Origin of the sequence: Lysinibacillus sphaericus, assembly GCF_015844675.1 — a bacterium.
GTDB classification, from domain to species: Bacteria; Bacillota; Bacilli; order Bacillales_A; family Planococcaceae; genus Lysinibacillus; species Lysinibacillus sphaericus_E.
Genome location: NZ_LDGC01000011.1, coordinates 1 through 25,761 on the forward strand (window position 1 = coordinate 1; position 25,761 = coordinate 25,761).

The 25,761-nt window shown below is 36.8% G+C and carries 26 protein-coding genes; 21 read left to right on the plus strand and 5 right to left on the minus strand.

Translation table 11 applies throughout. From position 1 onward, the window contains the following. The 7 genes from ABE34_RS03815 to ABE34_RS03845 all read left to right on the plus strand — a co-directional run. Positions 1-243, plus strand: a 243-nt coding sequence (locus ABE34_RS03815) for a zinc ribbon domain-containing protein (protein WP_197140583.1), incomplete at its 5' end; no start/stop codon positions are given. A 268-nt stretch (positions 244-511) separates the two neighbouring features. Continuing rightward, positions 512-850, plus strand: a complete 339-nt coding sequence (locus ABE34_RS03820; protein ID WP_197140584.1) for a DUF4870 domain-containing protein — start codon at positions 512-514, stop codon at positions 848-850. Between the two features lie 14 nt (positions 851-864). Beyond that, positions 865-1,659: a MerR family transcriptional regulator gene (locus ABE34_RS03825; RefSeq protein WP_197140585.1), complete on the plus strand. Its 795-nt coding sequence runs from the start codon at positions 865-867 to the stop codon at positions 1,657-1,659. A 384-nt stretch (positions 1,660-2,043) separates the two neighbouring features. Then, entirely contained in the window at positions 2,044-2,592 is a 549-nt protein-coding gene (locus tag ABE34_RS03830; RefSeq protein ID WP_197140717.1) for a hypothetical protein, read from the plus strand. 412 nt (positions 2,593-3,004) lie between these two features. Then, positions 3,005-4,066, plus strand: a complete 1,062-nt coding sequence (locus ABE34_RS03835) for a suppressor of fused domain protein (protein ID WP_197140586.1) — start codon at positions 3,005-3,007, stop codon at positions 4,064-4,066. Positions 4,067-4,233: 167 nt separating this feature from the next. Further along, on the plus strand, positions 4,234-4,704 hold the full coding sequence (locus ABE34_RS03840) for a DUF4259 domain-containing protein (protein WP_197140588.1): 471 nt from the start codon (positions 4,234-4,236) through the stop codon (positions 4,702-4,704). Between the two features lie 174 nt (positions 4,705-4,878). After that, positions 4,879-5,352: a hypothetical protein gene (locus ABE34_RS03845; RefSeq protein ID WP_197140590.1), complete on the plus strand. Its 474-nt coding sequence runs from the start codon at positions 4,879-4,881 to the stop codon at positions 5,350-5,352. A 50-nt stretch (positions 5,353-5,402) separates the two neighbouring features. Here the strand turns inward: ABE34_RS03845 and ABE34_RS03850 are convergent, their stop codons facing one another. Together ABE34_RS03850 and ABE34_RS24950 are read right to left on the minus strand one after the other, a co-directional pair. Next, a complete protein-coding gene (locus tag ABE34_RS03850) occupies positions 5,403-6,314 on the minus strand; it encodes an immunity 26/phosphotriesterase HocA family protein (protein WP_241747186.1) in 912 nt (303 codons plus the stop codon). 10 nt (positions 6,315-6,324) lie between these two features. Beyond that, the gene (locus ABE34_RS24950; protein WP_241747185.1) at positions 6,325-6,501 is read right to left on the minus strand and encodes a hypothetical protein; all 177 of its coding nucleotides are present in this window, start codon (positions 6,499-6,501) and stop codon (positions 6,325-6,327) included. A gap of 292 nt (positions 6,502-6,793) precedes the next feature. On the opposite strand from ABE34_RS24950, the gene ABE34_RS03855 reads away from it, so the two are divergent. The 4 genes from ABE34_RS03855 (at position 6,794) to ABE34_RS03870 (ending at position 9,789) form a co-directional block, all read left to right on the plus strand. After that, positions 6,794-7,228, plus strand: coding sequence for a GNAT family N-acetyltransferase (locus ABE34_RS03855; protein ID WP_197140592.1), 435 nt, complete (start codon positions 6,794-6,796; stop codon positions 7,226-7,228). 10 nt (positions 7,229-7,238) lie between these two features. Then, the gene (locus tag ABE34_RS03860) at positions 7,239-7,718 is read left to right on the plus strand and encodes a nucleoside 2-deoxyribosyltransferase (RefSeq protein ID WP_197140594.1); all 480 of its coding nucleotides are present in this window, start codon (positions 7,239-7,241) and stop codon (positions 7,716-7,718) included. A gap of 12 nt (positions 7,719-7,730) precedes the next feature. Further along, positions 7,731-8,048 carry a YbjQ family protein gene (locus ABE34_RS03865; RefSeq protein ID WP_197140596.1) on the plus strand — a complete coding sequence of 106 codons (318 nt, stop codon included), beginning with the start codon at positions 7,731-7,733 and terminating at the stop codon, positions 8,046-8,048. A 766-nt stretch (positions 8,049-8,814) separates the two neighbouring features. Further along, positions 8,815-9,789, plus strand: coding sequence for a helix-turn-helix transcriptional regulator (locus ABE34_RS03870; RefSeq protein ID WP_346655521.1), 975 nt, complete (start codon positions 8,815-8,817; stop codon positions 9,787-9,789). Positions 9,790-9,875: 86 nt separating this feature from the next. Here the strand turns inward: ABE34_RS03870 and ABE34_RS03875 are convergent, their stop codons facing one another. Continuing rightward, positions 9,876-10,304 (minus strand): hypothetical protein, encoded by a 429-nt coding sequence (locus tag ABE34_RS03875; protein ID WP_197140598.1) that lies wholly within the window; start codon positions 10,302-10,304, stop codon positions 9,876-9,878. 93 nt (positions 10,305-10,397) lie between these two features. Between ABE34_RS03875 and ABE34_RS03880 the strand changes: the two genes are divergently transcribed. The 7 genes from ABE34_RS03880 (at position 10,398) to ABE34_RS03910 (ending at position 19,535) form a co-directional block, all read left to right on the plus strand. After that, positions 10,398-12,086: an AAA family ATPase gene (locus tag ABE34_RS03880; protein WP_197140600.1), complete on the plus strand. Its 1,689-nt coding sequence runs from the start codon at positions 10,398-10,400 to the stop codon at positions 12,084-12,086. Positions 12,087-12,456: 370 nt separating this feature from the next. Further along, the gene (locus tag ABE34_RS03885) at positions 12,457-12,990 is read left to right on the plus strand and encodes a TetR/AcrR family transcriptional regulator (RefSeq protein WP_197140601.1); all 534 of its coding nucleotides are present in this window, start codon (positions 12,457-12,459) and stop codon (positions 12,988-12,990) included. Between the two features lie 177 nt (positions 12,991-13,167). Beyond that, complete coding sequence (locus tag ABE34_RS03890) at positions 13,168-13,584, plus strand: DUF3995 domain-containing protein (protein ID WP_197140602.1); 417 nt, start codon at positions 13,168-13,170, stop codon at positions 13,582-13,584. Between the two features lie 270 nt (positions 13,585-13,854). Next, positions 13,855-16,113 carry a chlorophyllase/cutinase-like alpha/beta fold protein gene (locus ABE34_RS03895; protein WP_197140603.1) on the plus strand — a complete coding sequence of 753 codons (2,259 nt, stop codon included), beginning with the start codon at positions 13,855-13,857 and terminating at the stop codon, positions 16,111-16,113. 47 nt (positions 16,114-16,160) lie between these two features. Further along, positions 16,161-16,781, plus strand: a complete 621-nt coding sequence (locus tag ABE34_RS03900; RefSeq protein ID WP_197140604.1) for a histidine phosphatase family protein — start codon at positions 16,161-16,163, stop codon at positions 16,779-16,781. A 187-nt stretch (positions 16,782-16,968) separates the two neighbouring features. Beyond that, positions 16,969-17,805 (plus strand): D-alanyl-D-alanine carboxypeptidase family protein, encoded by an 837-nt coding sequence (locus ABE34_RS03905; protein ID WP_197140605.1) that lies wholly within the window; start codon positions 16,969-16,971, stop codon positions 17,803-17,805. Between the two features lie 464 nt (positions 17,806-18,269). Then, the gene (locus ABE34_RS03910) at positions 18,270-19,535 is read left to right on the plus strand and encodes a polysaccharide deacetylase family protein (RefSeq protein ID WP_197140606.1); all 1,266 of its coding nucleotides are present in this window, start codon (positions 18,270-18,272) and stop codon (positions 19,533-19,535) included. Between the two features lie 48 nt (positions 19,536-19,583). On the opposite strand, the gene gltS is transcribed toward ABE34_RS03910, so the two are convergent. Then, entirely contained in the window at positions 19,584-20,768 is a 1,185-nt protein-coding gene (gltS, locus tag ABE34_RS03915; protein WP_197140608.1) for a sodium/glutamate symporter, read from the minus strand. Continuing rightward, positions 20,768-21,730 (minus strand): formimidoylglutamase, encoded by a 963-nt coding sequence (gene hutG, locus ABE34_RS03920; protein WP_197140610.1) that lies wholly within the window; start codon positions 21,728-21,730, stop codon positions 20,768-20,770. The genes gltS and hutG overlap by 1 nt, the downstream gene beginning before the upstream one ends. Positions 21,731-21,870: 140 nt before the next feature. Between hutG and ABE34_RS03925 the strand changes: the two genes are divergently transcribed. From ABE34_RS03925 to ABE34_RS03935, 3 genes are all read left to right on the plus strand, one after another. Beyond that, on the plus strand, positions 21,871-22,758 hold the full coding sequence (locus ABE34_RS03925) for a LysR substrate-binding domain-containing protein (protein ID WP_197140611.1): 888 nt from the start codon (positions 21,871-21,873) through the stop codon (positions 22,756-22,758). Positions 22,759-23,575: 817 nt separating this feature from the next. Further along, a complete protein-coding gene (locus ABE34_RS03930; protein ID WP_197140613.1) occupies positions 23,576-24,811 on the plus strand; it encodes an acyl-CoA dehydrogenase family protein in 1,236 nt (411 codons plus the stop codon). Continuing rightward, a complete protein-coding gene (locus ABE34_RS03935) occupies positions 24,808-25,584 on the plus strand; it encodes an SDR family oxidoreductase (RefSeq protein WP_197140615.1) in 777 nt (258 codons plus the stop codon). Before ABE34_RS03930 ends, ABE34_RS03935 begins: the two co-directional genes overlap by 4 nt. The last annotated feature ends 177 nt before the right edge of the window (positions 25,585-25,761 follow it).

Consider the following 25,761-nt stretch of genomic DNA (forward strand, 5'->3'; position numbering starts at 1 on the left):
TCTTGGTCTGCTTTTGTATCTAAATTAGAATACAAAGCAACTTGGTATGGCAAAACAATCGTCAAAGTAAGCAGATGGTTTCCATCTAGTCAAATATGTTCTGATTGTGGACATCATGATGGCAAGAAATCTCTTAAAATAAGAGACTGGACTTGTCCTATTTGTCATGCAAACCACGATAGAGATATTAATGCTAGTAAAAATATTTTAGCTGAAGGCTTACGAACATTAGCCTCGGTTTGAATAATCATAGAACCGTAGGAATCTACGGAGATAGCTTGGTAAATAAGAGAAACCGCTGTTGGTAAAGAAATACACCAACAAGTATGCTCTGTTCCCAAGAATCTCCCACTTCAATCAGACCGAAAGGCCGATAAGTGGGGGTAGTTCAATACATATGAATTATTTATTGAATTTGTCCTTGAATCTCTAGTAGCGTCACCTTTTATGATGAATTTAGTTACTCAATTCAAAAGGTAACAATCAAATAAGCTATTGGAGGAACGGTACAATGAAAAAAGAGCGTTTATTAAATAGAGGATTGGCAAGTTTAATGCACCTGTTTTCCCTATTATTAACCTTTATTTTACCAATATTGGTATACTTAGTATCGAGAAATAAGAATAAATATTTTGCTGACCATGCAAAAGAAGGGATGAACCTTCACTTTACTTTCTTCCCGGTTTTTTTGTTATTAACTTTTATTTCTAAAAAATGGAGCGCGGTTTCAATGATTTCTTTTGCACTTATTATTCTTGAAACAATACTAATTTTAGTTGCTGCAATTTATACTTTAAATGGAAAAAAGTTTTCTTATCCCGTTATACGTTACTTTAAAGTCAATCATTAAGGAGAGAATAATTTGTGGGGAAAGGTATATTTACGATAGGTGAGCTTGTGCAAAAGTCTGGTGTTAGTATTAGAACACTACGCTATTATGACAGTATAGACCTACTGAAACCAAGTGATTATACAGAGGGTGGACATAGACTATATTCGACAGAGGACCTATCTACTTTACAAAACATTAAGTCATTACAGTTCCTAGGCTTGTCGCTAAAGGAAATTAAAGATATGCTGCAAAAAAACAAAATTAAAGGTGAAATTATCTTAAAATCTTTAAACGATCAAAAACAGTTGTTTGAAGCTAAAAAGCTTGAAATCATAAATATATTATCCGATTTAAACCATCTTATTGAAACAGTGAAAGACGAAGAAATTATCAATATCGAGATATTTTGTGCTATGCTACAAAAATTAATATTTGCTGAAAACACCGAAACATGGTTTAAAGAACACTTTCCAAAAGATATAACTGATGAATTATTTAGTATTAATAAATCTGAGGAAATCGATTTAGATAGAAAATGGACTAAAGTTTTATCAGAAATTAAACATTTAACGTTTACAGACGCTATACCTTCTTCAAAAGAAGCTCAAGAAACTGTTAGAACACTTCTACAGCTTATGAATGAAACCTTGAAAGGGAATTTAGATTTAGTTGAAAAAAAGCTGCCATTTACAGAAACATTCAAATTTCCAAATCCTTTTACAGAACAGGAGCAACTATTTTTAAAAGAAGCAATAAATATATATCAAAATAATTGTCAGGAAACGGTGAAGAATTCAAGTATAATCAAGCATGAAAACGCAAATTGAAAAAATGGATAGCATGGAAATTGCACCCCACTTTTGACTAACAAATGGGGTGTTATCTGCTTTACTCTTTCTTCGGTTATCTAATAAACAATTAACTCTCAAACTTTCATCACACCCTTCTACAATTTAACATCATATCCTCTCGTACATACATATACCCAAGTACACAGTGATACACATAAGAATACGATTCAAAACATATAAATAAAGGTGGTTTAAAAAACTCTAAAAGCATTTACGAAAAATTAAGAAAATATTCAGTTTTTACTAAGAAAAAATATAGTATCATATTATTATATACTTATAAAAAAAGGAAATTAATGAAACCGATTGAATATCTAAAACGTATTGGTAGTAGGAAAGAATATTGAAGTAGGTGAGGAAATGGCACACACCATTTACATAGTATTAACAAAAACAGGTACATTATTGTCAAAAGCTATAGGTATGTATACTGGAAAAGAGATGAATCATGCGTCCATTGCTTTTGATGAGGAGCTCTTTGAAATGTATAGCTTTGGACGTCGACAATTAAACAATCCTTTAAGTGGGGGGTTTTTACGAGAAGATGCAGTCAGAGGGCTATTTGAAACAGCTGATTGTGTCATTTATCGTTGTAGAATATCCCATTATCAATACTTAGAGATGATGAAGATCGTACATTATATGTATTGGAATCGCGATCGTTATAAATATAATTTTATTGGGCTCTTTGGCGTTATGATGCAAAGGGAGGTTCGAAGAGAGCGCGCCTATTTTTGTTCGCAATTTGTGGCGATGCTTTTAAAGGTTGGAGGGCTGAATGTTTATCAAAACCCAGCATTAATGACACCCCATTGTATTTCACAATTACCTTATTTAGAAAAAGTATACGCAGGGAAGCTTTCAGACTATTTACAAAGTGTTCGTTCACCAGCAATGTTATACGGTTAAGGACAAACCTCGAATCATTCTAATTATTTTTTACCTTCGCTATTGATAACGTCTCGGCATATTTAGATAACGTCGAGGCTTCACTTAATGGTCGCTCTAGGCCAAGGTCGATACAGAATGTCATTGGATATAATTCTTAAGTCCCGATAATTTACTCGACATCCTTCGTCGATTATGAACATAAAACTATTCTGTTATAAAATTAAAGATCTTCAAGTTGGGTATTATTCTCTTTGGAGTATATTATATACTTTAAAGTAGAAGCCGAAGTGAATATATTAGTAATGAAAGTGAAACGTCAGTTGTCTTCCATCTCTATAGTTGGGAGATGAATAGAGTTTAAGCTACTTTTCAGTGGGTGTCGAAACATCCACTAAAAGGAAGTTGAAAAATACATAAGGGGGCTTTATGGATGAGTGAAGAATTAAATACATCTGGTTGGGATGCGATTGATGAGGAATTATTAAAAATTTATGGGGAGCAAGAGCCGAAGCATTACGGAACCGTTATTCCCTATTTATTAGGGGGCGAAGATCCGCTTGAAGGAATCAGTGCGTATAAGAGCGAGACACCAGTCCCACACTGGCATTTTGTCACTTATGGATTTTCAGAGTTATATGAGAAAGAATCAGAAAATGCTGAATACAGCGGATATGGGTTTGAGTTAACATTTCGTCTTGCTCGAAAGGAAGAGGAGGAGGAGCCACCTGCGTGGGCGTTAAATTTGCTACAAAACATGGGAAGGTATGTGTTTGACAGTGGCAATGTTTTCAGATCAGGTGATTATTTGGATGCTAATGGTCCAATTTGCCAAGGTTCGGACACGCTTTTAACGGCACTTGCCTTTACGATAGATCCCGAGTTACCTGCTATTGAGCCACCAAATGGACAAGTGGAGTTTATTCAAATGGTTGGTATTACAGGTGATGAGCTTGAGGCGATGCAAACGTGGAATACAATGGGCGTGCTAAATGCAGGTCTTAAGTATATCCCGAGCTATGTTACTGATTTGTCTCGTGCAACTCTTTTACAGATTCCATCCATTGCCGAAGCGGTATCAAAAGGAATGGAGGAAGGAGGCTCTAGTACCGGCTTTTTATTCGTAGACCAACTAGCTTGGGAGCAGGGTAAAAAGGGATTGTTCAGCAAACAATCTAATAAGTTAACACTGGGGGCAAAGCAATCGGGAATAATCGGCAAGCTATTACGCGGACGGATTTTAAAAGAGAAAAGTCTGACTTTAGTTAGTCAAGAATTCCGTGTTGTATTTGAGCCGGGGGAAAAATGTGGGTATAACGTGGAGGAAACGGATGTTACCATTACTTTAAATGACAAGGCAGTTATGGAACTCCATCAAAGCTTGATGCCGCAAGAACAAGAGTTTGAAGTATCCTCTATACCGGGGCTTTCCATCCAAATTGCAAAAACATATATTAAAGATCAGCAAGGAAACGTTGTGGAAACAATCGGATGATAAACAAAAGTCTCCCACTAAAACGAACAGTATATCCAAATGATGTGCTTAGGTTCGTAGTGGGAGATTTTTGTCTATGTTTCTAGCTTCTCTCCTAGTTATTAACGACGCAAAGGATAAGAAATTTGTAGGGATTGTTATATTTAAAATATGAAAGGTGTCTTAATATGGGAGCATGGGGATATAAGCCATTAGAAAGCGATGAAGGATTGGATGTAGTAGATTTTTTAGAGGACTATATCCATAGTAATTCAAAATCAAATCATTTAGAGCTATCTGAAGTGATCAATGCGATGAAACGAGAGGGTCTTTTTGGAGAGAGCTTCGATGAAATTGATTTCCTTTTCGATATAAGTGCGATGGCGCTTGCAGAGATTTATGTAATGTATCTTGATACAGGGAAATTATATGATGCAGAAGACGAATTTGAAAAAATACACTCAATAAATGCGGATGAGGAATCATTAAAGTATATATTAAGATATTTAACTGATATTAGAGCTGAAGTTCCAGATGATGATGGTATTAGAGAAATCGTTGAATTATGGCGTGAATCAGAATGCTGGATAGAATGGAAATCTAACTTAGAGTTTCTATTCAATCGAGTTAAAAAAGAAATGATCCATTCTTTAAAGTGATATTAGAATGGGCATTTCATCTTTATGTAAAGAGCTTATTTCTCTTTTGAAATCTGGTAGTTATCAATAGAGAACAAGCTCTTTACTGTTACTACAAGGGAACAGAGCTACGCAATAGCTTATTTAACTCGCCCATTTCTTTTTGATGTATTAATTGTAAAAGGAGAGTTCAATTTGAAATATGAATTTTGGATAATGGCATCTATTTCAGAATTAGTATATTATCCTGATGAATGGAAAGATGAATACATACCTCACCCGAACTTTAAAGCGATTATGGATGCTATTGGTATTCGTGCACCAATAGAGGAAATTTACGAACGTTATTTTAACCAGCCTGTACATACTGGTCATGTACTAGTGTTTTCCAATAAACATGAGCCAGGTACGTGTATTGTTTTTGACACTTATCGAGACGCAATGGACCAGAGCGATATGATTAGATTCGGATGGAGAATTAGCGGAAAAGAAGCTATTGAATCAGTAAAAAAATTATCACGGCACCTTTATGATGAATGTGAAGATGCTACTGTATTTTACAAGGAAGGTCAGTCGGTTCTTTACGAGGTACTGAAAGAAGAACGTTATCCTCGTAAAATTTATTATAAAAAGGTATTTAAGCAGCAAATCAAAAGATACCAAGTTTGAGATAACTGTCTTGTAATCTCAAACCACACTACATCTGTATACCTATTTCTTTATTTACGGGAAGATAAGTAATCTAAATACTCTAACCTAGTAAGCCCACCTGTTTGGCGGTTGAATTCATCATATGTAATATCCTCTGGTAAGCCAAATTCCGCAAATGCCTGCTTGCGATCTTTAGCATATAACGGATGCTCCAGTGAATGTAACATTGCTTGTTCACTGGTAGTATCAAACCATTCGACGTTGATGCCTGCATATACGCCATAATTAGAAAAACGACTTGCTGCTTTAAAAGAAGTTTCTTTTTCTGACTTACTAATTGTTCCTGTTCCCCAGGAAAGGCGGTAGCGTATTTCTTTTCCATAATTAATGGTTATACCGTAACCAAGTGGAAACAGAATATCTGTTTCGGTTAGCGTTTTGTGTCCAACTTTTTCGTAGCCACCTCGCATAAAATGATCGTCCATGACAATCAATGTTTGTTCAGCTAATGGAGCAGATGTAATATGCTCTATACTTGGTGAGCGGTTTATTGTTTTGAATAGATAAGGACGAATAAAAAGCGGCATCGTCATTACATTATTCCATAGGCTATCTTCCGAAAACAAACCATCTTTTTGCATTTTGCGTAAATCCCCGACGACAAGCACATAGCCATCTGTGAATAAATCAATTTCAACTCGGAAAATATCTCCTGGAACAGCTTTATAGCGCAAGCTTTTTTTTCTTGAGAGTTTTTCCAATTTCTCATTATAATCTGTTGGTAAATTGGATGGATAATGTTGTAGCCACTCAATCAATTCCTCTTTAGTTGTTAAATTTCCCATGTTTGTTAGTGGCAATTCGAAAAGGGTTTTTGCATTGCGAGCGACGATGTAACTTGATGGCTCATTCTCTGTCCCCACGCCAGCAGAGAAAACAACTCCATTTGCTTTAACACTGGAAATATGGGTGTAATTCATTTTCTTCTCTTTACCGCGTGCAGTTTAAAGCCTGCTCACTAACCGAGATACGTTTTCGAATGATATCACCATCCATGCAGATGAAATAGCCACTTCGTATTTCAATCGTATCCCAATGCTCTTCTATTAGATGTAGTCCAAAATAAGGACGGAGCGTATTTGTTAGCCAACTGTTGATGTGTGCCATGAGATTACCTCCTATTCATGTGATAAAATTAATTAATGGATTATGTCAAGTATACTGAATGCTTCTAGCTACGAAAATATTTTATATAAAACTATCCATGAAATAGTTAATATTGATTATTTAAATTGATCGCACAGGGGAAGAAGGTAATAACTACCCTTGTATAAAGGTCGCCAAGAGTTTTCTTCAACTTTGTAACTTTTCCTGAAAACTAACGATAATGCAATGTTCAACATTATCGCAAAACCTTTTTCTGCTATAATTAATGACAGTTGAGATAGGGGTGATAAAGATGCAGATTGCTACAATTGAAGGCGTTCCATATGATTGGTTGAAGCGATTACAGGAAATTCATGCACATGTATTTGATGGAGACAATTTACCATTAGAAAAACTTGAAAGTAAAGAGGGGCTCATTTGTTTATTAGCAGTAAAAAATGAGAATATCATAGGTTTTAAACTAGGCTACACACATCCAGATGGTGTTTTTTATAGCTGGCTAGGTGGTGTGCATGAGAAGAAACGTGGTCAAGGGATTGCCAGTCAATTAATGAAGCAGCAACATGAACATCTGCAGGCACGGGGCTTTAAAAAAGTTCGTACATATGGTAGGAATGAGCGAAAGGCGATGCTCATCACAAATCTTAAACACGGATTTGATATTGTCTCAACTTTTGTGGATAAAAAAGATCAACATAAAATAGTGTTTGAAAAAACATTGGAATAGGAGTTTTAACATGAAGGCATACTTAGCAAATGGATTATTTTCTTTAGGAGATCGTTTAGTTAACGAACAGCTCGCTGCGGCAATTAGAGAGGCAGTACCTGGTATCGAATTATATGTACCACAGGAGAATGATGCGATAAACGATAAAACGGCCTATGCGGATAGTTTGGCGATTGCACAAGCAGATTTAGAAATGTTGCAAAATAGCGATGTATTAGTAGCTGTTTTAGATGGTGTTGAGATTGATTCAGGTGTAGCAGCAGAAATAGGTGCATTTGCGATGCTGGATCGTCCAATCGTAGGTGTCTTTACAGATGTTCGTCAACAAGGTCGGGACAATATGATGAAAATAGAGGCACTTGTGCGGGACGGAATTGAAAATCAGTTTGTTTATCGTAATTTATTTGTTATTGGTTTGATTAAGCGCACGGGAGTAATTACAACTTCCATCACAGATGCTGTTCAAGCCGTTCAAAAATATAAAAAATAGAAGGAGACCTATATGCTATTATCAACAACAGATACTGTGGCTGGGAAAGAAATTGTAGAAACGATAGGTTTAGTAAAAGGTAATTCAGTACAATCAAGAAATGTTGGTCGTGATATGATAGCTGGACTTCGCAATATTGTCGGAGGAGAAATGAAGGAGTATGCAGAAATGCTCGTTCGATCCCGAGAAATTGCCACGCAAGCTATGGAGGAAGAAGCAAGACGACTAGGGGCAAATGCCATTGTTGGCGTCCGATTTTCCACATCATCTGTGATGGATGGCACATCAGAGGTATTAGCATATGGAACAGCGGTAAAAGTAAAGGAATAACGGGTGAGGGCTTCAATCAACGAAGGTGGAGACCTTACTAATGTTGAAACAAAGTGTTTAGAGTGATATTTGGGAATATGGCACTTAATGAATGAATTCTCGTTCTAGGCTATTTACTTTTTGCAAAGATATATTGTTGATGCTGCTAAGTTGCACTGCGCTTTCGCACATGAAAAACAGTGCTGAAATTTAGTTTCGTTTTAATTTTAAATTAGAATGAATGACATGTCAGAAGATATATGATAAAAGAAATGGTTGATTGGAGTGGAGGCCTGGCGCCTCCTTGGGGATCAGCGATAAAGAGGAACGAAGGCTAAAGCATCACGTCCTGTGATAACGCCTTCGTGACCAACATCCTGCTGGCCCGAGACCATGCAGCGAGCAACGTGAGTGAAGCGGCTCATCAGACGCCCCCAGGAAGTTTTGCTCTGTGCGAAAGCGTAGCGACAGCAACAACAACAAGGCGCCCAGCCGGAACGGAAATCAACCCCTCGCTCCATACTTTAATTTCATAAACATAATAGTGAAGGGCTTCAATCCACAAGGTTGAAGCTCTTTTTTATTTGCCACTTCGGAATTCATTGGTAAAAATAAAGTTAAATATAACAAAAGTATAGTATGTTTAGTCTGCTTAATGGTTTTTGTTGTTAATTAGTATATATCAATTATACCAACATTGTAGAAAATTTATAGTTAAAAGGACTAATAGTGTCCAACTAATTCTGTATAATAGAGTTGTAACTATGAAGAAAGAGTGGGATATACGGTGGATTCACAACAAAACAAAGGCTATCGTGTCATTTCGATGTTTGACAGACTAATAGATGGTCAAGGAATTAACAAAAAACAAGAAGCTTTTACACATAATGTTGGCGAAAAAACTATACAACGGGATTTGAATGAAATTCGAGCGTATTTGGAAAAAGCTAAATTGGATAGCCATTTAGAATATGTTCGGACCGAAAATGTGTACAGGCTGACAAATACAGGGGAAAGTAATTTATCGAAGGAGCAAGTTTTAGCGATTGTAAAAATTCTGATCGAATCAAGAGCGCTGCTAAAATCAGAAATGAGCGATATTATAGATAAGCTTATTTCAATTGTTGCAGCTGATAAGCAGGAATTTATTCGCAATATTATTTTAAATGAAAAGCATTTGTATGTAGATTTACATCATAAAAAGTCTCTATTGCGTTTAATTTGGGCTCTGTCAGAGGCGATTCAAAAAAAGAAAATCATTAAAATTGATTATTTACGTGAAGGTGAAGCAATTCCGACAGAAAAGATATTAAAACCACTCGCCGTTATTTTCTCAGAATACTACTTTTATTTAATTGCTTATGATAAAAAGGTCGAAAAGGATTTGCCCATTGTCTATAGAGTCGACCGTATACAACATTTACAAGAACTTGAACAAAAATTTCAAATACCCTATACCGAACGTTTTCAAGAAGGAGAGTTCCGTAAGCGTATTCAGTTTATGCATGCCGGCGAGCTGTTACGTATGAAATTTATCTTTAAAGGAACATCGCCGCAAGCGGTTTTAGATCGCTTACCAACAGCAAACATAATAGCTAAAAAAGATGAGCAATATTTATTTGAAGCAGAAGTTTTTGGTCATGGTATTAAAATGTGGCTGCTGAGTCAAGGGGCAAACATTGAAGTGCTAGAGCCAATTGAGCTTAGAGAAGAGATCATTGAAACGATTCAATCGATGCAGGAAAACTATCGCTATATATAATAAACAAAAGCAATCCACAAATAAACGATAAAAATCCGCGTAGAATCTAATCGAAGCGGATTTTTACCGTTTAAGAATGAATATATTTAAAAAAGATCCTCAAAAAAGGTCATATTAAAATGATCTAAAAGCTTGTAATCTTTCATATAGTTTTCCTCATACAAATAAACGAATAAATGCTTTGAGTTATCTAATCGTATGCCTATTTCTAGGTTATCACTATTACGTAATGTTAGCCAATAAGCCTCGTCATAATCTGAAGTGGAAAAATAGACTTTTCGAAGCGACTGATTTTCAAATTGCTGCATTATTTGATTGATTGTAGCTACATCTGTAATAGTGATTGTTTTGTTATCAGAAGAACGGATCAATTCAATCTCATTAATTTGTTCAATATCAAATCGTTCAATTACCTCCTTATCAAATGTTGAATCGCGCGTTAAAAATATGGTTGAAGCATATAAGATGAGAAGGGGTAATAGGATGCCGATTACTAGTTTGTATCGTTTTTTCATGTTAAACTCCTTAAATTCTGAAAATTTGTACATATGTATTCTTTCCCACGCTATAATTGAGCATATACTGAATGGATAAAGGATGGCAACCAAATGACGCATAATCATGAAGAAAAAGAGATATTGTATCCAGATGGTACATTAATGTATCGTGGCGGTGTTAAGAAAAATGACTTTGGTCATGACATTTATGATGGAAAAGGTACGCTATTTGACCAAGAAGGAGAGCTTTTATTCGAGGGAGAATTCGTCAATCATATGAAGCAAGGTAACGGCATCATGTATTTAAAAGGCCAAATAATATACCAAGGCGAATTTATTCAAAATAAAAAACAAGGTAATGGTATTTTATATAAGAGCGGTCACGTATATTACGAGGGGCATTTTCGTAATGATTTAATGGAAGGTTATGGGGTTTTATATTATGAGGAAGATGGTATTGCTCCATTTAAAGAGCTTCGTGAACAGTATCCACATTTAAATAAACCACAATATGAGGGGGATTTTGTTCATGGCATGAAGAAAGGCAAGGGGAAGAAATACTATCCAAGTGGTTTTTTACAATATGAAGGTGATTTCATATGGAATCATATGCAAGGGGCAGGAAAGTTGTATTATGCACCTGAATCGCCAAATGCTGAGGAGCTTGCAAATGGGGTAACATCCCTTCAGTACGACGGCTATTTTTTTGAGGATATGAAGCATGGAAAAGGTAAGAACTATTCCAAACGAGGTGTACTTGTATCGGAGGGGCAATTTAAAGAGGATGCAATGACAGGACAGGGTACTCTTTATTATGCTAATGGACAGGCCTCTTATATTGGGGAACTTGTAAATGGAGAAAAGCACGGCCGAGGAGATTATTTTAATGAAGAAGGCAAGATTATTTATAGTGGTGAATTTATTAACGGTGAACGTTTACGAATTACACCAGAAATAGAACGGGAGATTGAAAAGTTACAGAAGCAGCTTGATGGACTTGTAGGACTTCCAAATGCCAAGAAGGAGTTACATAATCTAATCAATTTCATTAAAATTCAAAGTTTACGTGTCGACCATGGCTTAACAAGCTTCCCAATCACCTATCATCTTGTGTTTTCCGGAAATCCAGGTACAGGAAAAACAACAGTGGCGCGTATTATAGGCCAAATATATAAGCATCTTGGTGTACTCTCTAGCGGGCATTTTGTGGAAACAGATCGTGCCGGCTTAGTAGCAGGCTATGTTGGTCAGACGGCTTTGAAGGTTCAGGAAGTTGTGAATAAAGCAAAGGGCGGCGTGCTTTTTATAGATGAGGCCTATTCACTAATCAATGATAAACAGGACGCATTTGGTAAAGAGGCGATTGATAGCTTATTAAAAATGATGGAGGATTTACGCGATGATTTAGTTGTGATCGTTGCTGGTTATACAGAGCTTATGGAAGAATTTTTACTTGCCAATCCAGGGTTTAAATCCCGCTTCAATCATTTTGTGCAATTTGATAATTTTAGTACAGATGAGCTTTATGATATTTTTGCCATGCTATGTAAAAATAATGATTACTTGTATGGGGACATATTTGCATATCATATGAAGGAGCAATTGCATCAAATTCCAGTCGAATCCATTCCAAACTTTTCGAACGGTCGTTACATACGAAACTTATTTGAAAAGCTCGTGACTATTCAATCAAACCGTCTAATTCAACAGAAAGACATTACAAGAGCAGAATTAATGGAATTTACAGAGCAAGATATTTTGCTTGGTATAGCAGAAAATCTATTTGATAATACATTTTAACTTATTTCAGCGGGTGTTTGGACACCCGCTGAAATAGAAGAACTCATGCCAAGAACGCCACGTCTTGTTGCAATTTATCTGTGCGAAAGCGACAACAACAACACACGACTGAGTGACCCACGTCGTGTGGCCAAAGCCTCCGGAGGATGTCACGGAGAATCGGAATAAAATGAAAAAAGGAGAGAAAGATGAAAAAACTTTTAGCTTTTATATTAATATGCGTTTGTATTTTACCAAGGGTAATGAACATAAATATTACGATCAATAATAACATTAAAGTACATAAGCAGAATGAATAATTGTCAAAAATGAAAGTAATAGTAATCTAACTAAAAAAACATACGAAACCGTATCTTATTGGAGAGATAACATGCAATTAACGAGGGAAGATTGGATAAAAGCAGGGTTACAACAATTAGCCGATGAAGGCATACATAAAGTTCGCATCGAAGCACTTGCTCGATTGCTAAAAATAAGTAAAGGGAGCTTTTATCACTATTTTCGTGACCATCAAGAGCTGTTAGATTCTATGCTCGACTATTGGGAAGTACATGCAACAAAGCTCATTGTTCAAAGTATGGAGCAACCGGATGCCTCATTAGAACAGCTATTGCAAATTAGTTTTAATCGAGATAAAAAGATGGAGATTGGCATTTACACTTGGGCAAAATATGAACCTGTTGTTGCAGAACGCTTAGTGAATATTGAAGAACAAAGAATTTCGTGTGTTGCGAAATTGTATCAAAAAATAGGCTTAGAAGAAACTGAATCAATGAATCGAGCGAGACTTGCCTATTTGACGTATGTGGGATGGATGACAAGATTTGAAGCAAATCCTAATTTTGAAATTGAAAAAATGGTTGAGCTATTAACTTCTTTCAGCGGGTATCCAAACAACCGATGAAATAGAGGAATTCAGTCTAAGAACGCCACGTCCTGTGGCAAAAAACATCATGCTGAGGCAAAATTGATTATTCAATAATAAATGTCCCTAATAGGGTTATAAAACCTGAAGGGACAAAATTTTCACTATAAACATACGCTTGTGTATGTTTTGAATTGAAACATTGGAGGCGAAAAAATGAAATTACTTTTAATAGTAGCTGTAGATCTTCTGTGGTTTATTAGTTTGTTGCATATTAATTGGGCTTTTGGAGGTCGTTGGGGTTCTGCCGCTGCTATCCCTGTAAAAGAGGGTGAGCAAAAACCTGCTTTTACTCCTAAAAAATGGGGAACATTATTCGTAGCTATTCTAATTCTACTGGCTGGTGTCATTATTGTTGTTCAGGGAGGTTATTTGCAGGGGTTCCAAGCAAATGGTTTATCTAAACTCGGAAGTATTGTTTGTACTTTCGTTTTCATTATTAGGGCAATTGGTGATTTTAAGTATGTTGGATTTTTTAAAAAAATAAAACACTCTCAGTTTGCTAGATACGATACTTGGCTTTACAGTCCATTATGTTTATTCTTTGGAATAGTCTATATTATTCAAATATAAAAGCTCAAAAAGTGTCGGTAAAATGAGGTTTTGTTTCGATAAAAGCTCAAATAGTTTCGATAAAGAGCGATTTTGTTTCGATAAATTTTCAAAGTATTAAACGAATGGCGAGACGAATTTTATACTTTTATTGCCAAAGACTTCCACTAAAATGTACTTGAGTTTAATTGTGAAATTATTGAAATAAAGATTAAAGCTGGATGAAAGAGTCATCCTTTAGCCTACAATAGAATATTTATGAAATAAATTGTAGGTAGGGGGATTAAAAAATTGGAAGTAATAAAAAAGAAACTCAAATATTTTGTTAGAAAGCTATATACAAATCAAAAGCATATTGAGCCATTGTCATTAGGTTGGAAAGGTGCAGCTATCGCTTTAAGTACGGTGGCATTTCTAATAATTTTGATTCAAGGAAAGTTTTTATTAGATCAGCGTAGTTTATTAGATTACACTATTGGAATGTTCGTATTTATTTTTTCTGTAGTGTTAATAAGTGGTTTTATCACTCTTCTATTGCATGGAGTGAAAAAAATCCCTAGCCGATATATATGGATACTCTTTAGTTCACTAATATTTCTGTTGTTCTGCTTTTTCGCTTCTTCTTTGAAAGTAACTATCCTATTTAATTTATTAGTAGCAGTTGCTGTTTCTTTGTGGGGTGCATTATTATACAAATGGTTAAAGGGTAGTTATAAAAATGCAAAAAAATATCAAAAAGTTAGCGTCCTCACATGTTTATTTATAGTAACAATTGGGATTGGAGCATGGAGTTATTGGCTGATTCATCCCGGAGAAGCGAACACCCCAGTAGTTGTATTAAAGCAGCTGAAAACATCGAAACGGTATGACAATACTTTGCTTAGTAATCCAGCGAAACTGGGCAGTTATCCAATTAGAAAGCTCACATACGGCAATCCGAATACTTATCGGGAAGTCTTTAACCAAAAAAATTCTTTGGCAACTAAAACAGTAGACGCTTCCGAATTTATAGAAAAGTGGTCTTCTGTTCGCACGAAAACACTTGGTTTTGGACCTGATGCAATGCCGTTAAATGGTCATGTGTGGTATCCAGAAGAGAAAGGAGACTTTCCGTTAGTAATGATTGTTCATGGAAACCATATAATGACTGATTATTCTGATACAGGTTACGAATATTTAGGTAACCTTCTTGCGAGTAAGGGCTATATAGTTGTATCCCTAGATGAAAACTTTCTTAATGTGTCTCCCTACGATGATATGTTTTTGGTCAGTCCGCTAAAGAATGAGAATCCAGCGAGAGGATTAATATTGCTGGAGCATTTAAAGGTGTGGGAAGAATGGAACAATACTAAAAGCAATCCATTTTATCAAAAAGTGGATATGGAAAACATTGCACTGATTGGGCATTCCAGAGGTGGAGAGGCTATCGCGATTGCAGCTGCTTTTAACGAAATGCAACACCCACCTAGTAACGGAAATATTCAATTTGATTATAATTTTTCAATCCGCACGCTTATTTCTATCGCTGGAATAGACGGTCAATATATGCCTGCAGGGAAACCACTTCCGTTAAAAAACGTAAACTACTTGGCACTACAAGGGGCGCATGATATGGACGTAAATAGCTTTGATAGCTCTAATCAACATTATCGGATTTCCTATACAAGTAAAGATGATTATATGAATGCGTCGGTCTATATTTATGGAGCCAATCATGGGCAATTTAATGAAAGGTGGGGACGAGGCGATGTAGCTGGTACGGCTAACCAACTCTTTAACCTAAAACAAATTATGCCACGCGATCAGCAAGAAACCATCACGAAAGTATTGATATCTGCTTTTTTAGATAGTACGTTGAAAGAGAAGAAACGATACAAGGAAATTTTTAAAGATTTAGGTTATGCTAAAGAATGGCTTCCTGACACGCTGTATATTAATAATTACTACGATTCGCAAACTTCTTTTATTGCTACGTTTAATGAAGATATTGATCTAAACACGACCACTGTCCCAGGCGGGAAACTGTTCGGCAAGAATTTGAAGGAATGGAAAGAGGAAAAAGTCAAAATGAAAAATGACGAGGCAGATTATAGTGCCGTTCTTTTAGATTGGGATTCAAAAGACAAATTTTCTCCAGCTTATTATACAGTAACCCTTCCCGAGAATGGATTAGAGATAGGGCAAAACAGTTCTATCGTATTTTCACTTGCAGATAATAGAAAGGAAGAAAAGGAGAATAATCAGGATGAACTAATTGATTTTACAGTCACTATAGAAGACAGCAATGGCAACCGAGCTAGCCTGCCTCTAAGCTATATAGCCAAATTGACACCTGCCATAAAAGGAAAGTTACTGAAAAAACCTTTTTCCAATGTAGGTAATACGACGGAACCAGTGTTTCAACATTATGGATTTTCATTGAACGATTTTAAAGAAGTAAATCCACAGTTTGATCCATTGAAGCTATATAAGATCCATTTCCAATTTAATTTAACTAAACAAGGGACGATACTAATGAATAATATTGGGATTAGAAATGAAAATATATAAAAATATTAGTAATAACAACTAGGGAGAAATTATAGGGGGAATAAATTTTGATACAAACGATTTACTTACTCCGTCATGGGGAAACGGAATTTAATACACAAGGACGATACCAAGGAGAGCTCGATTCTCCATTAACGGAAGTGGGTGTACAACAAGTACAACAAAACGCACAAATGCTAAAAAGTTTAATTGGAAATCCTGATGAATGGAAAATTGTATCAAGTCCATTAGGAAGAGCGATGCAAAGCACTGAAATCATTTGTGAAACAATAGGATATGATGTGAAAAAGGTTGAAAAAGATGAACGATTGACTGAGGTTGCTGTGGGACAATGGGCAGGGCTAACAACGAAAGAAATTGAAAGTTCTTGGCCAAATCTTTTTCAAAATACAGATGTGTATAACTGGTATTTTAATGCGCCTGATGGAGAAGCTTATGACTCGGTAGTGAGCAGACTGAGTGCTTGGTTAAAAGACATTCAACATGTACCAAATGTGATTGCTATTTCACATGGTTTAACAGGTCGTGTTTTGCGAGGAATTTATGCAGATTTAAAAAAGGAAGATGCACTGAAGCTAGAAGTATCTCAGGATGTATTTTTTAAATTAACGGATAACACCATAACAAGAATATGTTCAGATTTTGATGATGTGTATTTTCATTCATAAAGTACGAAAGCGTTGCGACAGGTACAGAAGACTCCTACCCTTGAAGGTGGAGAAGAATAACGATAAAGGCTCCTGACGCAAATTACGCAAGGCGAAATTAATTAAAAAACCTTAAGAATTTCTTCATAATTTTCCTACAGGAATATTCATAAATGCCTCCTATTATAATGAGTGGGGGGCGTTTTTTATGAAGAAATTTGTCGTATTTTGTTTTATATGTACGGTTGTATTCTTTTTTTATTATACAAATAACTCAACGGAACAAACCGAAATAGAGTTACCTTCATTGCATAGTAAAAATGCGTTGTTGCTGAATGCAAAAGGAGATATATTGTTCGAAAAAAATGCAGATGCCATTGTTTATCCTGCATCATTAACGAAAATTATGACAGCGATTGTTGCCATTGAAATGACTTCTGATCTACAGAAGCAAACAATCGTTGAACCACAAACGATTTCTAAATTTACTGCTCAAAATGCTTCTATGGCTGGCTTTAAGGCAGGAGATTTTGTAACGATAGAGGATTTATTATATGGTACATTGCTTGCCTCTGGGGCGGATGCTACAGGAACACTCGCGGACGCGATTGCAGGTAGTGAAGAATCTTTTGTAACATTAATGAATAATAAAGCGCATGAATTAGGGTTGAATGATACTCATTTTGTGAATGCCAGCGGATTACATGATCCTGCTCATGTCTCCAGTGTACGAGATATGAGCAAACTGTTTCGTTATGCTATTGAAAATCCTATTTTTTATCAAATTTTGACTTCAAAAAGCTATAGTACTCATGTGCCTTATGAATTAACGATAACAAGCTCACTTTTGACGAAAATACCAGGCGAAGAAGGTGCGATATTGGGAGGGAAAACGGGCTATACACCTGAAGCGGGTCTTTGTTTAGCATCAATAATCGAAAAAGATGATAAACGATATATATTCGTGACGACGAATGCAGATGGGCAGGCCTGGACACCACCATTCCATATTGAAGATGCTCTGACAGCGTACGATTCGCTGTAGGGAAAAATATGAAAAAATAACAACTTTTTAATCGTTTCAACCGTCTTCTTAATAGGGAGCAAGCATAAACACTTGAAAAAAGGCGGCTTGGGAGCCTTTTTTCGAAACATATGTTGATAGCTATCACGGTATTAAGCTTTGGAATACAATCAATCAGTTTGATTTAAGAGGGTAGGTGTTATGTGATCATTGAAAGTTTATTAGAAATGAATAAGCAAACAATTCAACATATGCCTTATTTATTACTTGATTTCCGTTTCGGCTGAGCGACTCTAGGAAAGAGCCCAGCCGAAATGGAAATCAACCCTACGTTATGGCATGTTCCATTTTTATTCACAAAAAGTAGTTGATTCCTACTATTTCCTGGCACAATCTATTAATCTATAATTAGAGTCGAATTCTATACTTTAATAGAAAAAACACATGAGAAAAGACATCTGTGATGAAAAGGGCGGTGTAGAACAATGAAAAAACTTTTACCTTTTGCAATTATTTTGACATTTTTAATTAGTTTTGTGTTTGTAGATAATGTAGCTGCAAATGCTGGGGGTACATCAGTTATTCAATCAGTAGCTAAAGACACAGCAATTTATGAAGAACCTTCCGTAGAAAGTACCGAAATTGGTCAAATAACGAAAGGTAGTTATGTAACAGCTACACCTGTAAGTAAGAAATGGACTCGAATTAAAGTGCAACAGCTAGAGGGTTATGTTGAGACGGCAGCATTAATAAGCACTACACCTGAAATTTATTTAGTGACGCAAAAAGGCGGAACAACTTTATTTACATATCCTAGTCCCAATGCACAAAAAACGGGACTGCTTAATGAAAACAGTATTATCTTAGTATATGGATCAGCACCTGGAGGTTGGTCATTTGTTCAATATGGTCATCAAACAGGCTATGTTGCAACAAATTCTTTAAAGAAACCTGTTGCGACAACAAAACGAGTAAATGCTGCTAATGGCGCTGTGCTTCGTTTAACTGCTAGCCCAAATGGCGAGATTCTTGGAACGATTGCTAATAAAACAGTCGTTCAACAGTACACAACGCTAGTTGGCTGGGCCTATGTAGAAGCAGGTGAACAAAAGGGCTATGTGAAAGCTTCAGAGCTGGCAAATATCCAAATACCTGGCAATAAAATATATAATAAAGGTGTACCAGTAGCGAAAGGGGAAAAGAAGCGTGTGGCTTTAACATTCGATGATGGGCCAGATGCAAAAGTTACCCCACAAATTTTAGCGACTTTAAATAAATATAATGCAAAAGCAACATTTTTTATGGTTGGGCCAAACGCCTCTAAAAACTCAGCAATCGTAAAGAAAGTTTATGAGGCTGGTCATGAAATAGGTAATCATACATGGAACCATCCCAAATTAACAGGATTATCGCCAGCAAATGTTAAACAAGAGGTTGATCGAACTAGCAATGCTATTTATGCATCCATCGGTCAATATCCAACGGTTTTCCGTCCACCATATGGTGCAGTGAATGATAAAGTTCGTTCTGTCATTACAATGCCTTCTATTCTATGGTCAATCGATACATTAGATTGGAAGCATCGCAATGCTGATAAAATATTAACGTATGTGAAAGCATCAGTGAAAGATGGCAGCATTATTTTAATGCATGATATTCATCAAACGACAGCAAATGGTTTGGAAAACGTAATTCTTTACTTGCAAAAGCAGGGCTATGAATTTGTAACTGTTAGTGAAATATTACAATAAAATAAGGCCGTGCAATTGTCTTTTTAGACAGTTGCACGGCCTTATTGATTATTTAAATAAATTAATAGTCGTAATAATAATTGGAATACCGAACACGTCGATTAAAAACGCTCCTACAATTGGTACGACAAGAAATGCTTTTCTCGATGGACCGAAGCGATGGACAACTGCTGACATATTAGCCATCGCATTTGGCGTAGCTCCTAAACCGTGTCCTGCAAAACCGGCAACCATAACCGCAGCATCGTAGTTTTTACCAAGTAATTTAAATAATACAAAGATACTAAATACGACTATGAAGAACACTTGCGCGAAAACAATAATGAATAAAGGAAGTGCTAAATCAGCAATTTCCCATAGTTTCACACTCATTAGCGCCATAGAAAGGAAGATCCCTAATGTTACATCGCCGATTAAAGAAATACTTTTCATGTTAATCGCTTCAGGGTTTATTTTATCCATAATATTGCGCACTAGTACAGCTACAAACATTGCACCAACATAGCCAGGTAGTACGAAGCCAGTAGCTTCTGAGAATAATGTTCCAACATATGTACCAACTGCCATACAGAACGTGATGAATAATACTTGAGTAAAGAATGAATCAGATGTAATTTGTTCATTTTTATTTTCAAAATCAACTTCTTCAGTTTCTTGTTCATCTGGCGTTAAATTGTATTTACCAACTAAGTACTTTACAATAGGACCACCGATTAAGCCACCAGCAACTAAACCACATGTAGCCGCCGCCGCCCCGATTGTCATGGCTGAAGAAATACCTAAGTCTTCTAATGTTTGTCCAAATGCTGCAGCGGCACCGTGACCGCCTTCCATAGAAACAGCGCCAGCCATCATACCGATTAATGGATGAATCCCCATTAGTGATGCAAGTGACACACCAATAACATTTTGCATTAAAGCTAGGAAACCACAAGCTAACCAATAAATAACTAATAATTTTCCACCAAGCTTCACAAGTTTAAAGCTTGCCCCTAAACCAATTGTTGTGAAGAAAGTAATCATAAATAAGCTTTGTAACGACGTATCAAGCGAAATTTCTATGACGTCTGTCGTCTTTAGAATAGTTGCTAATGCGGCGAATAGTAAGCCACCAACTACAGGCGCTGGTATACAAAACCTTTTTAAAAAACCTATTTTATTAATAAGCCAGCTGCCCAATGCGAATAGGGCAACCGCTAGAAATACTGTTGTAATTTGATTGAATTCGATCATTAACCTTGCCCCCTAAGTAAATTATTAAGTGCTTCATAAACAAAATAAGCACCTAATTTAACTGTGTGTCCGTTCTCATCCAGTGAAGGATTTACCTCACAAATATCAAAAGAATGTGTATTTGGGTGCGAAGTTACTGTTTGAAGTATTGTGCGAACAGTTTTTGGATCTAGTCCAAATGGTGATGGAGCACTAACCCCTGGTGCAAATGCAGCGTTTAGCACATCCATACATAACGTTAAAAGGATATAATCATGATTATCCATAAATTGCTGAAGATCATGTAAAGTTTGCGCCATATTTTCTGGCGTCAGATTATCCTCTAACACATAATTTACATTCAACTCATTGGCTTTATCAAAAAGCTCTTTTGTATTACCGTAACGTTGTATGCCTAGAACAAAGTAATCGGCATGTGGGTCCTGCTCTAAAATCTGACGGAACATTGTGCCGGACGATGGTTGTTCATCATATGGTCGTAAATCGAAATGAGCGTCGATATTGACGATCCCAATTTCTGCATCTTTAGGTAACGCTGAGCGAACGCCTAAGTAATGTCCGTATAGTGTTTCGTGTCCTCCGCCAAGCACGACACATTGTATTTTTTTATTTAGCAATGTTTTGACAATTTCACCGAGCTCACGCTGTGCTTCTTCTAATGCATGATTTAGACAAATAACGTTACCGACATCTATAATTTGCTGTTCATCATCAAATGTCCAAGGTAGGCTAGATAATGACTCTCGCAGAGCATTAGGTGCACTTGCTGCGCCTATACGTCCTTGATTACGACGTACACCTTCATCACAAATAAAGCCAACAATTCCGGCATGGTGATGATCTGAGGCACTGACATCATTAATAGGAATTCTTTTTACTTTTTGATGTAAACGAAAACTACTCGTATTAGTAGTTGAATCTATACGACCTTTCCATTGTTTTTGATCTGTCATTGTATACATAGCAGTATCAACTCCGTTTCCAATATTATTGTAGTGAAAATATTGTTATGAATAAATTATATATTCGCATAATTATAATATCTAATATATAATTATTATTAATCTATAGCTTTAAACTATAAATGGGAAGGGATGTTGTTGTGGATATTAAACAATTGCAATATTTTATAGCAGTTGCGGGGCAAATGAATTTCTCGAAGGCTGCTGAAAAACTGCATATTTCTCAGCCTTCTCTAAGTAATGCTATAAAAAAATTAGAGCAAGAAATTGGTTCACCGTTGCTTGAAAGGAATACGAGAAATCTTCAATTAACAGAAGCAGGTGAGCTTCTATATGAACGAGCAAAAGTTATATTGAAAAACATGGAAGTTTTAAAAATTGAAATGGATGAGGTCGTTGTACGTGGCACGAGTGAAATAACAATTGGCATTATGGAATCGATTAAGCATTGGCTCCCAAAAGTTATTACAGAGTATAAAAAAGAGTATCCCCAAATGATGATTCATCTTGTAGATATTTTAGGAAGTAAGCGTGTCGAAAAATCGCTTAAAAGCTATAAAACACATTTAATTATTACAAATCAAATCATGGAAGATGAGGATCTCGAAGTTAAATGCTTATATGAAGAGCAACTTGTAGCCGTTTTACCATTAAATCACCCTTTAGCGGTGAAGGAGAAATTGAGTATCGCGGATTTAAGTGGGGAGCCATTTATTATAAGTACAGAGGGCTTTCAAACGAGACAAGACATTTTAGATGCATTCGCAAGGGCTAACAAAAACATTAATATCCAATTTGAAATTGAACGTTTTGAAACGGCTGTATCTCTCGTTCGTGAAAATTTAGGGATTACCATTCTACCTGAAAATTATTTAAAAGGTCCTACAGCTAAAACGATTGTACAAAAAGAAATTGATTGTCCTAATTTACGACGAAATGTGTATGTAGTGTATTTAAAAAACCGCCATCTACCTTTAGCCATTCGTCAATTGCTTTCTGATATTATGGCAGAAGGCAAAATGCTTTAAAATGTGAATGTTTAATTTAATTAAGAAGAGTAACTTCTTTGAATGAGAAGTTACTCTTTTTATCTTACTTTTCGCTTACCAATTTTAAAAAGAAGAGGCTCACTAGACGACCTAGGAAAATCAACTCCACGGTATGGTAATGAGCCATACAAGGGAATTTCTTATAAGTTTTAGTCCTTCATCAGAAGTTTGAGATGTCATTTTGAAATGCATGTCGTGTGAATATGTTGATTGCAGTGGAGGCTGGCGACTCCTTGGGGATCAGCGATAGAGGAACGAAGGCTAAAAGCATCGCGTCCTGTGATAACGCCTTCGTGACCAACCTCGTGTTGGCTCGAGACCCTGCAGCGCAGCGGATGTTTTCTGTGCGAAAGCGTAGTGCTAACGTAGCACCAGCACCAAAAGCGGCTCATCGGATGCTCCCAGGAAGCTTTGCTCTGTGCGAAAGCGTAGTGCTAACGAAGCGGCAGCAACAAAGCGTCCAGCCGGAACGGAAATCACCCCCATGCTATGATGATGAGCTAAAGTAAAAAAAGCGACTATGAAAATACCAAGTCATAAAGTTTTTAATCAAAAGAAGCTATTACAATTTGAATATACATATTATGGCAAAATAGTTTTTAGCTTGTGTTTTATTATCGTAATGTGATGACTTATTCACTTGAAATGTTGTCTTAAGTATGAATTTTCTCTATAATTCAAATTTTTGATTAATAGACATTGATTTACAAGAAATATAGCGGTAACATTTAATGTAAGAATAAAAATGAATATTCATTCATTTGTCATTTTGAGTTCAAACAAAGGGGGCTTTTTTATGAACTTTTCTTATAGCGAAAAAGTAGTAGAACTGCAAGAGAAGCTGACAAATTTTATGGAGCAATACATTTATCCGAACGAGGCAGTGTTTGCTACACAGGTAGAGGCAATGGAGGATCGTTGGGGGGCGATCCCGCCAATTATGGAGGAATTAAAGCAAAAGGCAAAAGAAGCGGGCTTATGGAATTTATTTTTACCAGATAGCGAATATGGAGCAGGTTTGACGAATTTAGAATATGCCCCATTATGTGAAATAATGGGACGCTCTTTACTTGCGCCAGAAGTGTTTAATTGTAATGCACCAGATACGGGAAATATGGAAGTACTTGTCCGATACGGCTCAGAACAGCAGAAAAAGCAATGGCTAGAGCCGTTATTACGTGGAGAAATACGTTCCTGCTTTGCAATGACTGAACCAGCAGTTGCCTCTAGTGATGCAACAAATATCGAGGCAAGCATTGAACGTGATGGTGATTATTATATTTTAAATGGTCATAAGTGGTGGACAACAGGCGCTGGAGATCCACGTTGTAAAATCGCCATTTTTATGGGGAAACATAAAGATACTACAGCACCTATCCATGAGCAACAGTCGATGATACTAGTGCCGATGGATACTCCTGGAGTAAAAATTGAGCGTATGCTGACTGCATTTGGCTACGATCACGCACCCGAAGGACACGGTGAGGTGACGTTTACGAACGTTCGAGTACCTGTTGAAAATATATTGTGGGGAGAAGGGAAAGGTTTTGCGATTGCACAAGGTCGTTTAGGGCCAGGTCGTATCCATCACTGTATGCGTCTTATTGGAGCCGCTGAACGTGCATTAGAGGAAATGTGTGTGCGTGTAAGTGAGCGACACGCTTTCCATCGAGCACTCGCAGACCAAGGTGTGATGCGCGAGCGTATTGCGGAGTCCCGTATTGATATTGAGCAGGCAAGGCTCTTAACGTTAAAGGCGGCGTATATGATGGACACAGTAGGAAATAAAGAGGCGAAAGCAGAAATTGCTATGATTAAAGTAGTGGCGCCAAATATGGCATTACGAGTGATTGACCGAGCGATTCAAGCATTCGGTGCTGCTGGGGTAGGACCTGATACGACGCTTGCGGCACAATGGGCAAATTCCCGTACATTACGATTAGCAGATGGACCGGATGAAGTGCATCGTAACACAGTTGCTAAGCTGGAGCTAAAGAAGCATACCAAAAAACAAGAGGAGCTGGTTAAATGACGGTACTAGATTTATTTAGCTTAAAAGGGAAAACGGCCATCGTAACAGGCGGAGGACGTGGTCTTGGAGCTCAAATCGCACAAGGCTTTGCTGAAGCAGGGGCCAACGTTGTACTTTGCTCAAGAAAGGTTGAGGCATGCGAAGAGGTAGCGGCAGAATTAGCTGATTTAGGTGTACAAACATTAGCGCTTGCCTGTGATGTAACAAAGCCAGAAGATATAGCGAATGTAGTATCAAAAACGCTTGAAACATTCGGTCAAATAGATATTTTAGTCAATAACAGTGGGGCGTCTTGGGGTACTCCTGCCGTTGAAATGCCATATGAAGCTTGGCAAAAAGTCTTCGATGTTAACGTCAATGGTACATTTTTAATGAGCCAAGCTGTTGGCAAAATAATGCTAGAACAAAAGAGTGGAAAAATCATTAATATCGCTTCAGTTGCAGGGCTTGGTGGTACATTACCTGAATTCATGGATACAATTGGTTATAACGCGAGTAAAGGCGCGGTCATTACGCTAACAAAAGATTTAGCCGTTAAATGGGGACCATATGGCGTTAATGTGAATGCGATTGCCCCAGGATTTTTCCCAACAAAAATGTCAAAGGTTTTAATTGAGCGCGGACAAGATTATTTAATGGGCGTGACGCCGTTAAAACGATTAGGAACTGAAAATGACCTAAAAGGCGTTGCTTTATTTTTAGCAGCGGCTGCCTCAGATTATATTACGGGGGATGTTTTAGTTGTGGATGGCGGTATGAGCTCAATCATTTAACTTCTTTCAGCAATTATTTTCTGTAGCGAAAATGAAGAGACAGGCATAGAATTCTTCCACCTCTATAATGTGAATGAATGCAAATTTTAGTTACTTGTCAACGGGTGTCCAAACATTCGCTGAAATAGAGGAACTCAGTCTAAGATCACCACGTCCTGTGGCAACGACTGAGTGACC